The sequence below is a fragment of the Paraburkholderia sp. GV068 genome, from assembly GCF_003058125.1.
Taxonomy (GTDB): domain Bacteria; phylum Pseudomonadota; class Gammaproteobacteria; order Burkholderiales; family Burkholderiaceae; genus Paraburkholderia; species Paraburkholderia graminis.
On the sequence record NZ_QBUB01000013.1, the window covers coordinates 237,562 to 254,460 of the forward strand.

At 62.9% G+C, this 16,899-nt stretch carries 16 protein-coding genes; 4 read left to right on the forward strand and 12 right to left on the reverse strand.

Going from position 1 to position 16,899, the window contains the following annotated elements; translation table 11 throughout:
- Positions 1–63 precede the first annotated feature (63 nt).
- The 6 genes from C8K18_RS24945 to C8K18_RS24970 all read right to left on the reverse strand — a co-directional run bounded on the left by C8K18_RS24945 (position 64) and on the right by C8K18_RS24970 (position 6,472).
- A complete protein-coding gene (locus tag C8K18_RS24945; RefSeq protein WP_107710126.1) occupies positions 64–765 on the reverse strand; it encodes a glutathione binding-like protein in 702 nt (233 codons plus the stop codon).
- Positions 766–923: 158 nt separating this feature from the next.
- Positions 924–2,183: an acyl-CoA dehydrogenase family protein gene (locus tag C8K18_RS24950; RefSeq protein WP_107710124.1), complete on the reverse strand. Its 1,260-nt coding sequence runs from the start codon at positions 2,181–2,183 to the stop codon at positions 924–926.
- A 94-nt stretch (positions 2,184–2,277) separates the two neighbouring features.
- Positions 2,278–3,384 carry a phosphotransferase gene (locus C8K18_RS24955; RefSeq protein ID WP_006052879.1) on the reverse strand — a complete coding sequence of 369 codons (1,107 nt, stop codon included), beginning with the start codon at positions 3,382–3,384 and terminating at the stop codon, positions 2,278–2,280.
- A gap of 20 nt (positions 3,385–3,404) precedes the next feature.
- Complete coding sequence (locus C8K18_RS24960) at positions 3,405–4,121, reverse strand: histidine phosphatase family protein (RefSeq protein WP_006052878.1); 717 nt, start codon at positions 4,119–4,121, stop codon at positions 3,405–3,407.
- A 9-nt stretch (positions 4,122–4,130) separates the two neighbouring features.
- Positions 4,131–4,919, reverse strand: coding sequence for an oxepin-CoA hydrolase, alternative type (locus C8K18_RS24965; RefSeq protein ID WP_107710122.1), 789 nt, complete (start codon positions 4,917–4,919; stop codon positions 4,131–4,133).
- A complete protein-coding gene (locus C8K18_RS24970) occupies positions 4,916–6,472 on the reverse strand; it encodes a 3-hydroxyacyl-CoA dehydrogenase (RefSeq protein ID WP_107710302.1) in 1,557 nt (518 codons plus the stop codon). Before C8K18_RS24970 ends, C8K18_RS24965 begins: the two co-directional genes overlap by 4 nt.
- Positions 6,473–6,642: 170 nt before the next feature.
- Between C8K18_RS24970 and C8K18_RS24975 the strand changes: the two genes are divergently transcribed.
- A complete protein-coding gene (locus C8K18_RS24975; RefSeq protein ID WP_258196186.1) occupies positions 6,643–7,245 on the forward strand; it encodes a glutathione S-transferase in 603 nt (200 codons plus the stop codon).
- Between the two features lie 145 nt (positions 7,246–7,390).
- Here C8K18_RS24975 and C8K18_RS24980 read toward each other — a convergent pair whose 3' ends face one another.
- Complete coding sequence (locus C8K18_RS24980) at positions 7,391–8,563, reverse strand: pyridoxal phosphate-dependent aminotransferase (RefSeq protein WP_107710119.1); 1,173 nt, start codon at positions 8,561–8,563, stop codon at positions 7,391–7,393.
- 122 nt (positions 8,564–8,685) lie between these two features.
- On the reverse strand, positions 8,686–9,213 hold the full coding sequence (locus tag C8K18_RS24985; RefSeq protein WP_107710116.1) for a putative toxin-antitoxin system toxin component, PIN family: 528 nt from the start codon (positions 9,211–9,213) through the stop codon (positions 8,686–8,688).
- Positions 9,214–9,270: 57 nt separating this feature from the next.
- Between C8K18_RS24985 and yaaA the strand changes: the two genes are divergently transcribed.
- Both yaaA and C8K18_RS24995 read left to right on the forward strand, forming a co-directional pair.
- Positions 9,271–10,053, forward strand: coding sequence for a peroxide stress protein YaaA (gene yaaA, locus C8K18_RS24990; protein WP_006052872.1), 783 nt, complete (start codon positions 9,271–9,273; stop codon positions 10,051–10,053).
- A gap of 50 nt (positions 10,054–10,103) precedes the next feature.
- Positions 10,104–11,267, forward strand: a complete 1,164-nt coding sequence (locus C8K18_RS24995) for a M14-type cytosolic carboxypeptidase (RefSeq protein WP_107710114.1) — start codon at positions 10,104–10,106, stop codon at positions 11,265–11,267.
- Between the two features lie 207 nt (positions 11,268–11,474).
- Here the strand turns inward: C8K18_RS24995 and C8K18_RS25000 are convergent, their stop codons facing one another.
- The 4 genes from C8K18_RS25000 to C8K18_RS25015 form a co-directional block, all read right to left on the reverse strand.
- Entirely contained in the window at positions 11,475–12,104 is a 630-nt protein-coding gene (locus tag C8K18_RS25000; RefSeq protein ID WP_029969766.1) for a BspC domain-containing protein, read from the reverse strand.
- Between the two features lie 202 nt (positions 12,105–12,306).
- The gene (locus C8K18_RS25005; protein WP_029969765.1) at positions 12,307–12,981 is read right to left on the reverse strand and encodes an energy-coupling factor ABC transporter permease; all 675 of its coding nucleotides are present in this window, start codon (positions 12,979–12,981) and stop codon (positions 12,307–12,309) included.
- Between the two features lie 107 nt (positions 12,982–13,088).
- On the reverse strand, positions 13,089–13,970 hold the full coding sequence (locus C8K18_RS25010; RefSeq protein ID WP_029969763.1) for a response regulator transcription factor: 882 nt from the start codon (positions 13,968–13,970) through the stop codon (positions 13,089–13,091).
- A 205-nt stretch (positions 13,971–14,175) separates the two neighbouring features.
- Complete coding sequence (locus C8K18_RS25015; protein ID WP_107710110.1) at positions 14,176–15,390, reverse strand: DUF2863 family protein; 1,215 nt, start codon at positions 15,388–15,390, stop codon at positions 14,176–14,178.
- Between the two features lie 268 nt (positions 15,391–15,658).
- On the opposite strand from C8K18_RS25015, the gene C8K18_RS25020 reads away from it, so the two are divergent.
- Entirely contained in the window at positions 15,659–16,774 is a 1,116-nt protein-coding gene (locus tag C8K18_RS25020; RefSeq protein WP_258196196.1) for an AI-2E family transporter, read from the forward strand.
- Positions 16,775–16,899 lie beyond the last annotated feature (125 nt).

Below are 16,899 nucleotides of genomic sequence, written 5' to 3' on the forward strand. Positions count from 1 at the left end.
TGCGCGAAAGAAAAACGCACAACGCGAACGGCACGAGGCACACGCCGCAGCAACACCTACGCCCTAATGCTTCGCGTACTGCGTCGCGCCGAACAGCACCTCTTTAGCCTTGTCGTCCATCAGCGGTTTGCGTGCGGACGCGAGCACTTCGACACCACGCATAACCGCCGGACGTGCGGCGATCTCTTCATGCCATCGCTTCACGTTCGGAAATGCGTCGAGTTCGACGCCCTGGTTCTGCCATGAACGCGTCCACGGAAACGATGCGATGTCGGCAATCGTATAGTCGTTCCCGGCGAGATATTGCGTCTTGCCGAGTTGCTTATCCATCACGCCATACAGGCGACGCGTTTCGTTCGTGTAGCGGTTGACCGCGTATTCGATCGGCTCGGGCGCGTAGATGCGAAAGTGGTGCGTCTGCCCGAGCATGGGACCGAGTCCGCCCATCTGGAACATCAGCCATTGCAGCACTGAATAACGGGCAGCCGGATCGGTCGGCAGAAAGCGGCCGGTTTTCTCGGCGAGGTAAATGAGTATCGCGCCCGATTCGAACAACGCGAACGGTTTGCCGTCCGCGCTTTGTGGGCCTTCGGAATCCGTAATGGCCGGAATCTTGTTATTCGGGCTGATGTCCAGAAATTCGGCGCTGAACTGATCGCCGGCGCCGATGTTGATTGCGTGCACGTTGTACTCGAGGCCCGTCTCCTCGAGCATGATATGGACCTTGTGGCCGTTCGGGGTCGCCCAGCTATAGACGTCGATCATCCTCGCTCCTTTTCGTTTGTGACAGCGGCGCCACCGGGGCGCCGCGCTTCGCGAAAATTAGAGCATAGATCGCACGATGCTGCTGGCGACAGCCCAAGACCGGCGCGGTCAAAACGCCGCCGCCAGCGGAGCATAAAACGTTTCCCGCAGGCAAGACATCAAACGCGCGTAACCGGCGTCTCGACGCGAGCCGCCGCGCCCGGCTCCATATAACGCGCGAGTTCGAGCTTGGCGATCGCATTACGATGCACTTCATCGGGACCGTCGGCGAAACGCAGCGTTCGGGCCGACGCATAAGCGTACGCGAGCGGGAAGTCGTCGCTGATGCCGCCGGCGCCGTGCGCCTGGATCGCCCAATCGATCACCTGACACGCCATGTTAGGCGCGACCACCTTGATCATCGCAATTTCGCCGCGCGCGCTCTTGTTGCCCACCGTGTCCATCATGTACGCGGTTTTGAGCGTGAGCAGGCGCGCCTGTTCGATCATGCAGCGCGCTTCTGCAATGCGCTCCTGCGTCACGCCTTGCATCGCCACAGGCTTGCCGAAGGCGACGCGTTGCAGCGACCGTTTGCACATCAATTCGAGCGCGCGCTCCGCAAGGCCGATGAGACGCATGCAATGGTGGATGCGTCCGGGTCCGAGGCGGCCTTGCGCGATCTCGAAGCCGCGGCCTTCGCCGAGCAGCATGTTGGCCGCCGGCACGCGCACGTTCTCGAGCGTGATTTCCATGTGGCCGTGCGGCGCGTCGTCGTAACCGAAAACGGAAAGCGGACGGCGCACCGTGATGCCGGTGGCGTCGGCGGGAACGAGGATCATTGACTGCTGTTGATGGCGCGGCGCATCGGGATCGGTCTTGCCCATCACGATGTAGATCTTGCAACGCGGATCGCCCGCGCCCGAAGACCACCACTTGTGCCCGTTGATCACGTAATAGTCGCCATCGCGCACGATGCTGGTCTGGATATTCGTGGCATCCGACGAAGCGACTTCCGGCTCCGTCATCAGAAATGCCGAACGAATGTGCCCTTGCAAAAGCGGTTCGAGCCATTCGCGCTTGTTCTCTTCGCTGCCGTAGCGCTCGATGGTTTCCATGTTGCCGGTGTCGGGCGCATTGCAATTGAACACCTCGGGCGCCCAGGGCACGCGGCCCATGATTTCGCACAGCGGCGCGTATTCGAGGTTGCTGAGCCCGGCGCCACGCACGGAGTCGGGCAGGAACAGATTCCAGAGCCCCGCGTCGCGCGCTTTCTGCTTGAGTTCTTCGATCAGTTGCGTCGGCTGCCACGCGTTGCCGTCTTGCCGGTTTTGCGCGATCTCCGCGTAGAACGCGTGCTCGTTCGGATAAATGTGCTCGTCGAAAAAGGCGAGCAGCTTTTCGCGCAGCGCCTGAACCTTCGGGGTGTAATCGAAATTCATCTATGACCTCGCGGATAACGGACGACATTCAATGTGGGCGCTGCCTGAAGTGCAAGCATGCAAGCGTGATGAAGCGCGGCACCCGCGCCGGTCATCAGCGCACTTTCTGCGCGTAACGCCAGGCGAGCTCGGCCATCGGTCTCGCGCGGCGGCCTGCGTCGAGAGCTTGTGCACTCGCCGCCGTGCCATCGACGACACGCTTCATGATTCCCTGCAAAATCGCGGCGATACGGAACATGTTGTAGGCGAGGTAAAAATTCCAGTCGCCGCGAATCTCGAAGCCGGTACGCTTGCAATAGCGCTCGACGTACTGCTGCTCGTCGGGAATGCCCAGCGCTGCCCAGTCGAGACCCGCGATGCCGCGAAACTGCGCGGGATCGACGTGCCACGCCATGCAGTGATAGGCGAAGTCCGCGAGCGGATCGCCGAGCGTCGACAACTCCCAGTCGAGCACGGCAAGCACTTTCGGTTCCTTGCGATCGAAGATCAGGTTATCGAGCCGATAATCGCCATGCACGATCGACGCGCGTTGCCCCGTCTCGGCCGGCATATGCTGCGGCAGCCATTCGATCAGACGCTGCATCGCGTCGATGGGTTCGGTTTCGGACGCGACATACTGCTTGCTCCAGCGGCCGATCTGACGCGCGAAGTAGTTGCCCGGCTTGCCGTAGTCCGAAAGACCCACGCTATCCGGCTCGACACTGTGGAGAGCGGCGATCACGCGATTCATCTCGTCGTAGACTGCGGCTCGTTCATCGGCGCTCATGCCCGGCAGCGACTGATCCCATAACACGCGGCCTTCGACGAACTCCATCACGTAAAAGGCCCGGCCGATCACGCTTTCGTCCTCGCATAACGCGAGCATGCGGGCGACGGGCACGTCCGTGTCGGCAAGCGCATGCATCACGCGATATTCGCGCTCGACGGCATGCGCGGACGGCAGCAATTTCGCCGCAGGTCCAGGCTTCGCGCGCATCACGTAAGCCCGCGAGGGCGTGACCAGTTTGAACGTTGGGTTCGACTGGCCGCCGGCGAACTGTTCGACCGTGAGCGGCCCCGAAAAACCGTCGACGTGTTGCGCGAGCCACGCGGCGAGCGCGTCGCCGTCAAAGCGCTGACGCTCGTTGACGGGGCGCGTGCCCTCGAAGGCCGAGTAATCCGCTTGCTGTTCCGGCTCGCCGCTGTGTGACGCTTGCGCCATGTGTCTCCTCCGGTTCGGTTTCAGCTACGCGTGGATTGGATGAATTGTGCGTAGAGAATTTCCATCGTCGTATTGCGGATGTCGCGATGCAGCGGCGACGGCGGCGAATAGTTGATTGCACGCAGCACCCAGTCGCGTGGTGCGGTGCCTACGTCGAGCGCATTGATGCAGCCGGTGGCCTGCGCGAGATGCCCGAAGAACGTGCGGCCGCCCGCGGTGAGCGCATGCGACAGAATCGCGCGATTGACGCCGCCGTGCAGCACCAGCAACACCGTGTCCCACGAACTGTCTTCGCGCAACGCGGCGACCGCGGGCACGACGCGATCGAACAACTCGCCGATCGTCTCGCCATCGAGAAAGCGCGTGCTTTCCGGCACGATACCGTCGAACACGCCGAGAAACGCCGCTTCGAGGTCTTGCAGCGGAATCTGCCGCAGCTTGCCGCCGCGAATCTCCTGCCAGGCCGGCTCGATCTCCAGTTCGATCTGCTGACCGGTCTCGGCCAGCACGCGCTGCGCGGTTTCGATCGTGCGCGGCAAGCCGCTGACGATCACGCGATCGAAGCGCACCTGCTGCTCAGCGAACACGCGGCCCGCCGCGCTCGCCTGTTCGCGGCCGTTGGCGTTCAACGGCACGGTTTCAGGATCGATCGTGCGGCCGGAGTCGTCGAAGTACGTCACGTCGCCGTGACGCATCAGGTAAATGCGGCGGCGCTTGGGTAGCTGATAGGCGGCCATGATCCTTGTTCACTTGTACACGGGAGCGCGTTTTTCGAGGAACGCGGAAATGCCCTCGAGCCCCTCGCGATGATGCAGCGAAGCGACGAAGTTATCGCGCTCCGCAACCAGATGCGTGGAAAGCGGCTGCGTGCCGGCCGCGCACACCAGCGTCTTGATGCGCGCGACCGAATTGGGCGAGATCTTGCCGAGTTCGTCGGCCCACGCAACCGCGGCGTCGCGCGCGGTGCCCGGCTTCGTGAGCTTGTTGACGACGCCCACTTCGTGCAAACGCGCGGCGCCGATCGGCTTGCCTTCGATCAGCACTTCCGTTGCGAGTTGGCGAGGCAGGGCCTGCGCGAGGAACCATGAGCCGCCGCCGTCGGGCGTGAGGCCGACGCGTGCATACGACATCACGAATTTGGCGTCTTCACCAGCGACGATCAGATCGCACGCGAGCGCGAGCGAAAAGCCCGCGCCGGCTGCGGCGCCGTCGACGGCGGCAATGATCGGTTTCGACGAAAACCGCAGCGCCGAAATCCACTCGGCAAGCAGGTCGATGCTTTGTGCCTGCACGGAAGGATCTTTCGCGCGATTTTCGAGCAGGCGATTCAGATTGCCGCCCGCGCAAAAAAAGTTGTCCGCGCCCGCGATCACGACGGCGCGAATCGACGGATCGCGTTCCACCGAATCGAGTGCTTCGATTCCCGCCGCGTACATGTCGGGATGCAGCGCGTTGCGAGCGCCGGGATTGGACAGCGTGAGGACCAGCGTCGATTCGCTTTCGGGCGGGCGCGAGGTCAGCAGTTCGGCGCTCATGATTGTGTCTCCGTGGGGTTGTCGGCGGCGTCGCATTGCGTGAGCGACATGCCGAGTTGCGCGCGGCGCGCGAGCCACGGCGATGGCCGGTAGCGCGGATCGCCGAGCACGTCGTACATGTTGCGCAGAATGGTGAGGATGGTTGCCGCGCCGAGCGCGTCGCCGAGTGCGAGCGGGCCGCGCGGATAGCCGAGGCCGAGCGTCACCGCGAGGTCGATGTCTTGCGGCGTCGCGATCTGTTTCTGCGCGATGTCGCAGCCGATGTTGACGATCGTGGCCACCACGCGTTGCGCGACGAAACCGGTCGAGTCGCGGATCACGGTGACGGGCACGCCGTCGGCGGCAAAGAGCGCGTGGCCCGCATCGCGCGCGGCGCGTGTGGTCGCGGGTGTTGTCATCAGCGTGCGGCGTTGCGCGCCGACGAGCGGAAAGAGCGCGTCGATCGCGACGACGCGGCTCGCGTCGAGCGTTTCGTCCACGGCGGCCGTGCTTGCGTCGTGGCCGAACGGCGTGACGACGATCAGCGAGTCGGCGGCGGGCATCGTCCCTTCGTCGAGCTTCACGCCCGCCTTGCTGATGAGTTCCACGACGGCTTCATAGGCTTGCGGGTAACGCTTGCTGACCCACACGCTGCCTGGCAACGTTGCGGGCGCGGGCGCCTCCGCGGGCACCTGCTGCATGCCGTCTTCGTAGCGATAAAACCCTTCGCCCGTCTTGCGTCCCAGCAGTCCGCCCGCGAGCCGCGTGCCGGTGATGGGCGAGGGCGTGAAGCGCGGCTCTTCATAGAACTGATGGTAGATCGACTCCATCACCGGGTGCGAGACGTCGAGCGCGGTCAGGTCGAGCAGCTCGAACGGGCCGAGACGAAAGCCCGCTTGCTCGCGCATGATCCTGTCGATGTCGACGAAGCTCGCCACGCCTTCGCCGGCCACGCGCAGGCCCTCGGTGTTCATGCCGCGGCCCGCGTGATTGACGATGAAGCCCGGCATGTCTTTCGCGCGGACCGGTGTGTGGCCCATACGGCGCGCGAGGTCCATCAACGCGTCGCCCGCCTCGCGGTCGCTGCGCAGGCCGTCGATCACTTCGACGACTTTCATCAGCGGGACCGGATTGAAGAAGTGATAGCCGACCACGCGCGACGGGTCGGTACAGCCCGCGGCAATCGCCGTGATGGACAGCGACGACGTGTTCGACGCGAGTACGCAACGCCCGCTGACCACAGTCTCTAGCTCGCGAAAGAGCGCCTGCTTGACGTCGAGTTTTTCGACGATCGCTTCGATCACGAGGTCGCAGTCGACCAGTTCGCTGATCGCATGCGCGGCCTTGACGTTGGCGAGCGCAGCAAGCGAGCGCGCTTCGTCGAGCTTGCCTTTGGCGGTCAGTTTGGCGAACGTTTCGGCGAGGTAGTCGCGCGCGGCGCCGATAGCAGCCGGATTGGTGTCGTACAGGCGCACGCTCAGGCCCGCGAGCGCCGCGATCTGCGCAATGCCGCGGCCCATCGCGCCGCTGCCGACAATGCCGATAGTCTCGATGCTGAAGTTGCGAGAGGTCATGATGTTGCTCGACTCCATGGTTATTTTAGAATAGCACGCTCGTGCAATTACTCGATGGTTGCGCGGCGGCCGCCGCCTCTGCTCGGACCGGCGGCCTCACCTACCGAAGCAATGAGGAGACAACGATGATCAAGCTCTGCGGATTCGCGCTTTCGAACTAGTACAACAAGGTGAAGTTCGTTCTGCTGGAACACGGCATCGAGTTCGAGGAAGTGTTCGTGCAGCCGAGCCAGGACGAGGCCGTCGTCGCGCATTCGCCGCTTGGCAAAGTGCCTTACCTGCAGACGGAAGACGGCGATCTTTGCGAGTCGCAATGCATTGTCGAATACCTGGCCGCGCGCTTTCCCGACAAGCGGATTTTCTCCGCCGATCCGTGGGAGGCCGCGAAGGAGCGCGAGTTGATCACGTTCGTCGACGTGCATCTGGAGCTGACGGCGCGCAATCTGTACAAGGAAGCGTTTTTCGGCGGCACCGTCACCGACGCGACCAAGGGCCGCGTCGAGAAGCTGCTTGCGCATCACATCGCGGGCTTCAGGCGGATCGCGAAGTTCGCGCCGTACTTGCGCGGCGAACGGTTCAGTATCGCGGACGCCGCGGGCTTCGTGAGCTTGCCGCTTGTCGGCATGACGACGCAGGCTATTTACGGCCGCGACTTTTTGCTCGATGCCGGCGTGGACTGGAAAAGCTATGTGAAGGCGATCAACGGACGGCCCGCCGCGCAGCGCGTGACCGAGGACCGTAAGGCGTATATCGCGGCGTCGCGTCCGGCTTGATGCAACGCGGCGCGCAATGCAAGGAACGACGTCACGCACAATGCAACGCGCGACATGAAGCGAGCCGCGCCGCGCACCACACGCATTAGCCGCTACGCGCGATGGCGAGGAACGTGGGTTCGTTCGCAGCATCGCGCGCGACATGCTAGAGCCGCGCCAGCCGCTCGAGCGCCGTGGCGAGCGTGCTTTCCTGCTTTGCAAAACAGAAGCGCACGACGCCGGACTCATGCGCCTCGTGATAGAACGCGGAAACCGGAATCGCCGCGACGCCGATCTCGCCGGTCAGCCACTGCGCGAATTCGGCTTCGGGCAGATCGCTGATGGCCGAGTAATCGACGCATTGAAAGTACGTGCCCGTGCAAGGCAGCAGCTTGAAGCGGGAATTCGCGAGACCGGCGCGGAAAAAATCGCGCTTCTTCTGATAGAACGCCGGGAGCTCCAGGTAGGGCGCCGGGTCTTTCATGTAGTCGGCCAGACCGATCTGCATCGGCGTATTCACGGTGAACACGTTGAACTGGTGCACTTTGCGGAATTCCGCTGTCAGCGCCGCGGGCGCCGCCACGTAGCCGACTTTCCAGCCCGTTACGTGATAGGTCTTGCCGAAACTCGACACGACGAAGCTGCGCTGCGCCAGTTCAGGATAACGCGCCACGCTCTCGTGCGGCGCGCCGTCGTAGACCATGTGCTCGTACACTTCATCGGACAGGATCAGCACGTTGGTGCCGCGCACGATGTCTTGCAGCTTGCGCATGTCGTCGGCGCGCCAGACCGTGCCGGTCGGATTGTGCGGCGTGTTGATCAGCAGGAGCCGCGTTTTCGGCGTGATGGCGGCGGCGAGCTTGTCGAAGGGGATCGCGTAGTCCGGCGCGTCGAGCGTGACGAATACCGGCTTGCCGCCGGCCAGTTCGATCGACGGAAGATAGCTGTCATAGGTCGGCTCGATCACGATGACTTCGTCGCCAGGATGGACCGTGCATAAGATCGCGGTCAACAGCGCCTGGGTGGCGCCGGCGGTGACGGTGATTTCCGTCGTGGCGTCGTAGCGGCGTCCGTACAGGTTGGCGATCTTCTCGGAGATGGCTGCGCGCAGCGGCGCGGCGCCTGCCATCGGCGGATACTGGTTGTGGCCGTCGCGCATCGCGTTCGCGACCGCATCCACGATGCGCGGATCGCAGCCGAAGTCGGGAAAGCCCTGGCCGAGGTTCACCGCACCTTTCTCGGCGGCGAGCGCGCTCATCACGGTGAAGATCGTGGTGCCGACGTTCGGCAGGCGCGAGGGAAACGAGGGACTCATGGGCGTGTCGTGCGGTGCTTTCATGGCGCTGTTCGGCGAAACGGGTGAGTGGGCGAAGGCATCGTTTGAAACCGGCGAAGCCTGATTGTAGGGAATCGCGGCGCGGCGTGCGCGGCTGCTGTGTGCCGACGGCCGCGAGGCCAGGGTTATACCGGGGTTTCCACGGCTGGGGTCGCCGCGTTCGTGGAAGCGCTTGCCGAACCGCCAGGCGCTTCACTTAGCGAAGCCGCGAACGGCGCCGGCTGTGCGATCTGAAAGCCGAAATCTCGCGCGATCCGCTTCGCGAGTTTCAGCACGGCGCGGTCTTTCGAAATCAGCCAGTGCGCCTGAGCGGCGTGCGCGAGTTCGAGGAATTTCTGATCGTCGCGGTCCTTGCATTTCGGCAGCGGCCGCGCGTCTTCCGGCTGCGCGGCGAGCTCCACAAGCTGCGCGAGCCGCGCGACGACCGCCAGCGCCGCGGACTTATCCACGTTGCGTTCGACGAATTGCGGATAGTCGAGCACGTAAGTCAGTTCGGCGAGGCAACGGGCGTCGATCAGCGCGGCGAGCGCGCCGCTTTCGAGCGCGGCGCGAATCGGCCGCGTGTGCGGATCGTCGAACACGAGAATGTCGATCCATACATTGGAATCGAGAACGACGCGCAAAGCGCCGCTTGAGGCATGGGAACCGGGCATTCGTTACAATCTGGCTTTCGTCTTTGACCGCCAGGCACGGCGTGCCTGCAAGCCTCTATGATAATCGTTCTGTCGCCGGCGAAATCGCTCGACTACGACACCCCGCCTCACGTCAAGAAGCACACGATCCCCGATTTCATCGACGATGCCGCGGAATTGATCAGCGGTCTACGCCGTTTGTCGCCGCAACAGATCGCCTCGCTGATGAGCATTTCCGACCAGCTCGCGCACCTCAATCACGAGCGCTACGCGCAGTGGTCGCCGCGCTTCGGCACGGACAACGCGAAGCAGGCCGTGCTCGCGTTCAACGGCGACGTGTACGAGGGCTTCAATGCGAAGACCTTGTCGTCGGCGGATCTGGACTTTGCGCAGAACCATGTGCGCGTGTTGTCGGGACTGTATGGCCTGTTGCGTCCGCTCGATCTGCTGCAGCCGTACCGTCTGGAAATGGGCACGCGCCTCGCCAATCCGCGCGGCAAGGATCTGTACGCGTTCTGGGGCGAGCGCATCACGCAGGCCTTGAACGCGCAATTGAAGAAGCGCGCCGCAGGCTCGCGGGTTCTCGTGAATTGCGCGTCGGGCGAATATTTCAGGTCGGTCAAGCCGAAGCTGCTGGACGCGCCGGTCATTACGCCGGTGTTCGAAGACTGGAAGGGCGGCCGCTACAAGATCATCAGTTTTCATGCGAAGCGCGCGCGCGGGTTGATGGCGCGCTATGCGGTCGAGAACCGCGTCGACAAGCCGGAACAACTGAAGGCGTTCGACTCCGAAGGCTATGCATTCGACGCTAAAGCGTCGAACGATTCCACTTACGTATTTCGCCGCCGCGTCGCTGACTAGGCGGAGCGCCGCCCGACGGAGCGCCGCACAATCATGCAGGGAACCACATCATGAGTTTATCGATTACGAGCAACTTCGACGCAGGCGCGATCGAGGTGCTGTCCTGCGCGAGCGCGGGAAATATCCGCTTGCGCGTTCGGCCGGACAGCCACGCGGAGTTCGCGCAGTGGTTCTACTTCCGGCTCTCGGGCGCGGCCGGCGAGCGCTGCGTGATGACTTTCGAAAATGCGGCGGCGTGCGCGTTCGCGGAAGGCTGGCGCGACTACCAGGCCGTGGCCAGCTACGATCGCGTGAACTGGTTTCGCGTGCCGACATCGTATGACGGCCGGGTGCTCACCATCGACCACACGCCGGAGTTCGACCGCATTTACTACGCGTACTTCGAGCCGTACAGCGAGGAGCGCCACGCCGAATTTTTGGGCGCAGTTCAACAGATGCCGCAGGCCACGCTGACCGAACTGGGCACGACCGTCGAAGGCCGGCCGGTTTCCCTGCTCACGCTCGGCACACCGCAAAGCGGCGATATGCTGAAGATGCCGAAGAAAAAGATCTGGCTGATCGCGCGTCAGCATCCGGGCGAGACGATGGCCGAATGGTTTATCGAAGGACTCGTGAAGCGGCTCGTCGGCTGGGGCGATTGGGCGGGCGATCCGGTTGCGCGCAAACTCTACGATCACGCGGTGTTCCACATCGTGCCGAACATGAATCCGGATGGCAGCGTGCGCGGCAATCTGCGCACCAACGCGGCGGGCGCGAATCTGAATCGCGAGTGGATGGAGCCGGATGCCGCGCGCAGTCCCGAGGTGCTCGTCGTACGCGACGCGATTCACGCAACCGGCTGCGATCTGTTCTTCGACATTCACGGCGACGAGGCGCTGCCGTATGTTTTCGTGGCCGGTTCCGAGATGCTGCCGGGATTCACCGAGCGGCAACGCGAGGAACAGAAAGCGTTTATCGAAGCCTTCAAGCAGGCGAGCCCTGATTTTCAGGACAAGTACGGCTATGCTGCGAGCAAGTATCGCGAAGATGCGCTCAAGCTCGCTTCGAAATATATCGGCAATGAATTTGGCTGCCTGTCGCTGACGCTCGAGATGCCTTTTAAGGACAACGCCAACTTGCCCGACGAACGCGTGGGCTGGAACGGCGAGCGCAGCGCGTCACTCGGGGCGTCGATGCTGCAAGCGATCTTGCGGCATCTGGAGACGTTCGGCTGATTCGCTGCGCGCAATTGCAATAGAAGGGAAGGGCACACACGGATTGCGTGTGTGCTTTTTTTTATTGGCGGGTCAGGGGGAGTAGGGTGCTGAGTTTGGATTCGCGCGGACGCTCGCGAAGCGTTGGTCGCCATGCTGAATTCGCAGCTACCGTCATACGCGTCGTATCGCCGGCATCGGACGCGCGCTGTCAGATCTTTCTCCGTCCTAGTGTTTCTTCTTCACCGGCGCTTTCTTGCTCGACGATTTACTCGACGTGCTCTTCGACGATTTGGCCGTGCTCTTCTTTGCACTCTTGCCACTTGCCGCCTGCTTGCCTTTGCTCCCGCGATGCTTGCCCGACGTCGCGCGCGACTGCGGCTGCTCCACGCTGCGTGCGCGCGTAGGCGGCACCGGGTCGTTCCAGCTAAACGCGAGCATCTGCGAGCCGACGTAGCCGCAACGGAACTTCAGATCCGCTGCGTCGCCTGCGCCGTTCTGACGGATGCCGAGTCCTTCCACGGTGACGATGTTGTCGACCTTGACACGCTGCTTGCCCTCGTCGAACGAATCGTTCCACGGCGTGATCGACGCGTGTGCGCTGTCGAACGAACTGGGAGGAAACTCGACGTGATCAAAGGCGGTCGACGTGCTCGCGACAAAATTGCCATGCGCGGCGCAATCCGCGACGAGCGGGTCGGCGCGCATTTCATTGACAAATCTGTTGACGAGATCGTTGTGCTGTTCGAGTTGGTCGGCGAATGCGGGCGCGGTGCAAGCGAGCGAGAGGCTCGCTGCGAAACTTGCCAACCGGCCGACCAGCCGCAGTAATCGGCGCGGTGCGTTGGTGCAATCCATCAAGTTCGTTAGACGCTAATAAGACGTGAGGCACGTAAGATGCCTGGCGGCATGGTTGAGTTCAATCGTGCCGCAACTATTTTTCGACCGCTATTTTGCGGGGCTTTGTTATGCGAGGCGCGCGTTTGCTCGCAACGGCGCGAAGAGCTCACTCGCACGCGAGCCGCACATACGAGCCGCGCGCTACGACCTTGCGTCGCGCTCAAGTGCGCGGTCCGCCGAGCCGGTATCGCCGGACATCATAAGTGGTGACCCATGCAGGGCGGTAGACCGCGATCAATGCGGTAGACATCCCCGTGAACCAGGCTTCGCCCGTGGCCAGCAGAAGCACGCTGAGCGCGTAGCCCGCCGGTATCACAGTCGCGGAACCGCCGGCGAGCGCAACATGAACCCCGAGCGCCGCAGCCGCCGTGAGCGAAACGGCAATAGCCGGCGACAGAAAGCCCTGGCCGAAGATAAACATGAAGAGATTGCGCGGCAGCCACGCAATGCTGGCCCGCTGAAGCAACGTGGAAATACCGACCGGCACCGCGCCGAACACGAGAAAAGTCAGCGCGATGCCTTGCCACGGTGCGTCGAAGATGAGACCCGCGAGGCCGGTGACCACCGCCATTGCAAGCAGTGCGAGCGCCCAGTCGAACAGCGTGACGACGAGCGTCGCGCCGAGCAGATGCATGACCGTGCCGTCGTCGAGCCATGCGTTGCTTGCCCACAGCACCGACACGGCGACGATGATCGCCAGCCACACGTGCTGCAACGTGCCGTCCTGAAGTCGTTTGAAAGGATTTTTCCACAGCGCGAGCGCGACCACTATCGCAGTGGCGATCCAGCCACCGACAGCGATCCAGAATGGAAGCGGTGTGTAGAGGAAACCCATGAGTCTCATATTACTCGTTGGACGACAAAAGGTGTGAGCGGATTCCATGCCAGCCGGTGCACGCGCTGGCAGAAATCGCGCATCACGCTCGCGCGCGGTCCGTCATCTCACGACGAACCTTCGGTGACGGGCTCTGGCGGAAGGTCGGCGGCGGACTCGCCGTCGTCGTATGCCGTGCCGGGCTCGGCTGCCATCGGCAAGGGCGCCGCCGTCTCGTTAGCCGACAACGGGTATTCGAAGCGCCGCAGTGCTGCGCGCCGCAGCGGCACCAGGCCCGCTTGACCCATGACCGGACGAAGCAGGCTCTGTCCTTTATTGCGCAGTACTTGTAAATGGTTCGCCAGCCAGCCGTTGTAAAGCGCGACCGCGGCCGCGCGATTGGGTGCGCCGAGTTGCTGGAATATGCTCGTCAGATGGATCTTGACGGTGCCCTCGCTGATGCCGAGCGTGCGCGCAATCATCTTGTTGGTGCTGCCCATATGGACGCAGCGCATGATCTGCTGCTGGCGAGGCGACAGTCCGTTCGACAACCTGACGCGGCGCGGCGGCGGGCTTTTTTCGTCGAACGGGCGGATCGCCGTGTCTGCCGGCAGCGGCGGCTTGAGCGGCAGCGCGCCGGACGGCACATAGTGCCCGCCGAGCAGCACCATTTCAAAGGCGCGCACGATCAGGCACGGGTCGGTTTCGCGCGGCACCACGCCGCGCACGCCCTCGTCCATGAGTTCGCTCACCGCCTTCGGCGAAATCCTGTCGGTCAGCACCGCGATGCGCAGGTCCGGATAGTGGCTAAGCAGATGCCGCACGTCCTTGACCGACATCCAGTCCTGCCAGTCGATGACGAACAGGTCGGGCCACTGACGCTTGAGCGTGCGTTCGGCCTGACGCCAGTCTTGTGCTTCGTTAAAGCGCGCAAGCCGGTTGATTTGCCGCAACAGCGCTTTGAGGCCGTCGCGTCGTTCCGCGTCTGAGTTGAGTATCGAGAATCGCATGCATGTCTCCAGATGTGTCGGGCGAATTGGCGCGATGCAGTCGCCTCGCGTTGTGCCAGGCGTTGCGATGCGTCGCCGTCTCTATCATGACAAATTCCCTTCGGTTTGACGGCCTGTCCAAAAGGCATAAGAGGAATGACATATGAAAAAGCCCCGCACAGGGCGAGGCTTTTGATGGACTGCAACGCGCCGGCGGCGCGCTTGCCTAGTGAAAGTGCGGCTGCGCGGGCTCGGCGTCTTCGGGCATTTCGGCGTGAACGATTTCGCCGAGCGGGTCGGCGTAGAGCGGCACGCCGCAGTCATCGCAATATTCAGGCTCGAACCGGCCTGCGTGACGACGCACGTCAGTCACGCCGGTTTCCTTGAGCAGCGCGACGATTTCTTCGAGCGGAGCGTCCGGCGGCGCAGTTTCCTGCGGCTCTTCGTCGATGCCTGCTTCTCCGTTTTCGCGGCCGTACAGCGGCCACACGACGCCGTAAATCACCTCGTTGCTGCCGCGGCGCGTGAAGCCGACGCGGTATTCGTCGATGCGGCGCTCGCCGAAGCCGGCAACCACCGCGCGGAGTTCTTGCGGCGCTGCGCCAATTGTGTCGAATAGATAACGCACGGCGGTCCGGACGGTGTGAGGACGCACGCGTTCGTCAGCGTCGCGACATGCGGAGTAGTACGCATCCGGCAACAGACACTCGAATTCGCAGCCCGGCAGCACGAGTGACAGGTTGGCGCCGCCCTGCGTTGCCCATTGCTCGAGACATTGGCCGCGCTCGATCCGGCTGCCGTGTTCCTCTTCCTGCCAACGAAAAGTCGGCTCGCCGACCGGGGCCGCGACCACCGCCAGGAGGAAGCGCGGGTCGGCAAGAATCGGCGACGTTTCCGGCAATTCGCCGAAGTTGAGTTTGAGATTGCCGCCAGCCATGGCTGCTTGTGCAAGCTGCTGTGCAATGCGCCAGGTTTCGACGTGATGGCGCGGCAACTGGTCGATGCTATACAGGAACGGAGCCATGGCGACGCGCGTGTTGGCCGCGAGCACGTGAGCCTGCAGATGCGCGCGCAGGGCGTCGGCTGCGTCGGCTTTGAGCGGACCCGACGGAATCATGTAGCGCGTCCACGCGAGGATCGGCGCGGCGATCAACAGCGCTTCATACGTCACGCCTTCATGCTCGATGACGAACGACTCGCTGTGCGTTTCGGCCATGTCGGCAAGCGCGCCGTAGGCATCGGGATGATTCTGCTGCAGGTGGTCGAGCGCTGCATCGAGCGTGGTCTGGTTGGCGTTGCGCACGATCTTGGCCAGCAGCGCATCGAGTTTCGCTTCCCAGAAGCGGTCTTCGGTGCGGCTGCCCGACGCGAAAAGCGCGAGCGAAAGACCGACAAGTTTGTCGGCATCGGGGGGGAGACGTTTGGCGATTCGCGAGCGCATAAATCCGGAAGTTGGGTGCACAGAACCTTATATTCTAGTCGTTTACGCCGCGCCATATTATTCGGGACGTAGCGCGGGATCGATTAGGACGTTTCCGCATGAAAAATCAGACCTGCGCCGTACGTGCGACGTACGTTGTGTTGGGACTTCGTCAAATAATATAAGAGGGCGGGGAAGCGGAAGTCGCTTATATATACTGACCGCTTTTTACGGGCGTCGACGCGCGTCCGTGCTCGCCGCCTCGGTCTGGCGCAACAGGAGATTCATGGTGAAATCGGACCAATTGATTGAACGTCTCGCGGCGGTGTTTGCCCTGATTATCCTGGTGGGCGGCTCGTTGCTGGTTCTCGCGCCTTTTACGACCGCTCTCTTGTGGGGCGCGATTCTCAGCTACAGCTCGTGGGGACTCTACCGGCGACTGACCGCGGCGGTTGGCGGAAGGCGCAAGCTGGCGGCGACGTTGATCGTGCTCATCATCCTGATTGTGGTGCTGGGACCGTTCGTCTACGCCGGGTTTGCGTTTGGCGCGCACGTCCACGACATAGTCGCGCTGGTCCAGCGGTTGTTCGAAGCAGGCTTGCCGGATTTGCCGCCCTGGGTGGCGCGAATTCCCGTGGTCGGTTCGAGCATCCAAAGTTTCTGGGAAAGTCTGACAAGCAGTAATTCCGAACTGATCGCGCAGTTGCGTACGCTTGCGGCGCCGGCCGGCAAGTGGATCCTTGCCGCAGGGATTGCCGTGACTCACGGTCTCGGCCTGCTCGCGTTAAGTATCATATTGGCCTTCTTCTTTTACACCGGAGGAGAGGGCGCCGGCGCGTGGCTGAACGCAGGCATGCGGCGTATCGCGGGTGAGCGCGCCGACTATCTGCTGGCGCTGGCGGGCAGCACCGTCAAGGGCGTGGTCTACGGAATTCTGGGCACGGCGCTTGTTCAGGGCATTCTGGCTGGCTTCGGCTGCTGGATCGCTGGTGTGCCGGCGCCTGCATTGTTGGGACTGGCTACGTTTTTTCTCTCGGTAATACCGGGCGGGCCTGTGATCGTATGGCTGCCCGCGGCCATCTGGCTCTATCACGGCGGTGCGACCGGCTGGGCGATTTTCCTGGTTGTGTGGGGCGTGCTCGCTGTGGGCATGTCGGACAATGTGATCAAGCCAATTCTCATCGGCAAGAACAGCGACATGCCGTTGATTCTCGTCATGTTGGGCATTCTCGGCGGCGCATTCGCGTTTGGCTTCCTCGGGGTCTTCATCGGACCGACGCTGCTGGCGGTTGCGTACACGGTGCTGCATGACTGGACCATCGGAGCATCCGCTGCGGGCGCATTGAGGCCGGACGCCAAACCGCCTGTTGCGGAAGAAATTGGCCGTATAGAAAAGGCGCCTTGAATAAATGCAGATAACGCTTGCAAGGCGCCGGCCGGCTCGCTAGAATCTCGCTCTTTCGTGCTCCGGACGCCGGGGCACGGGAAGCGGGAGAGCCAATAGCGGCAAGGCTTCCAGCGGTGGCGGCG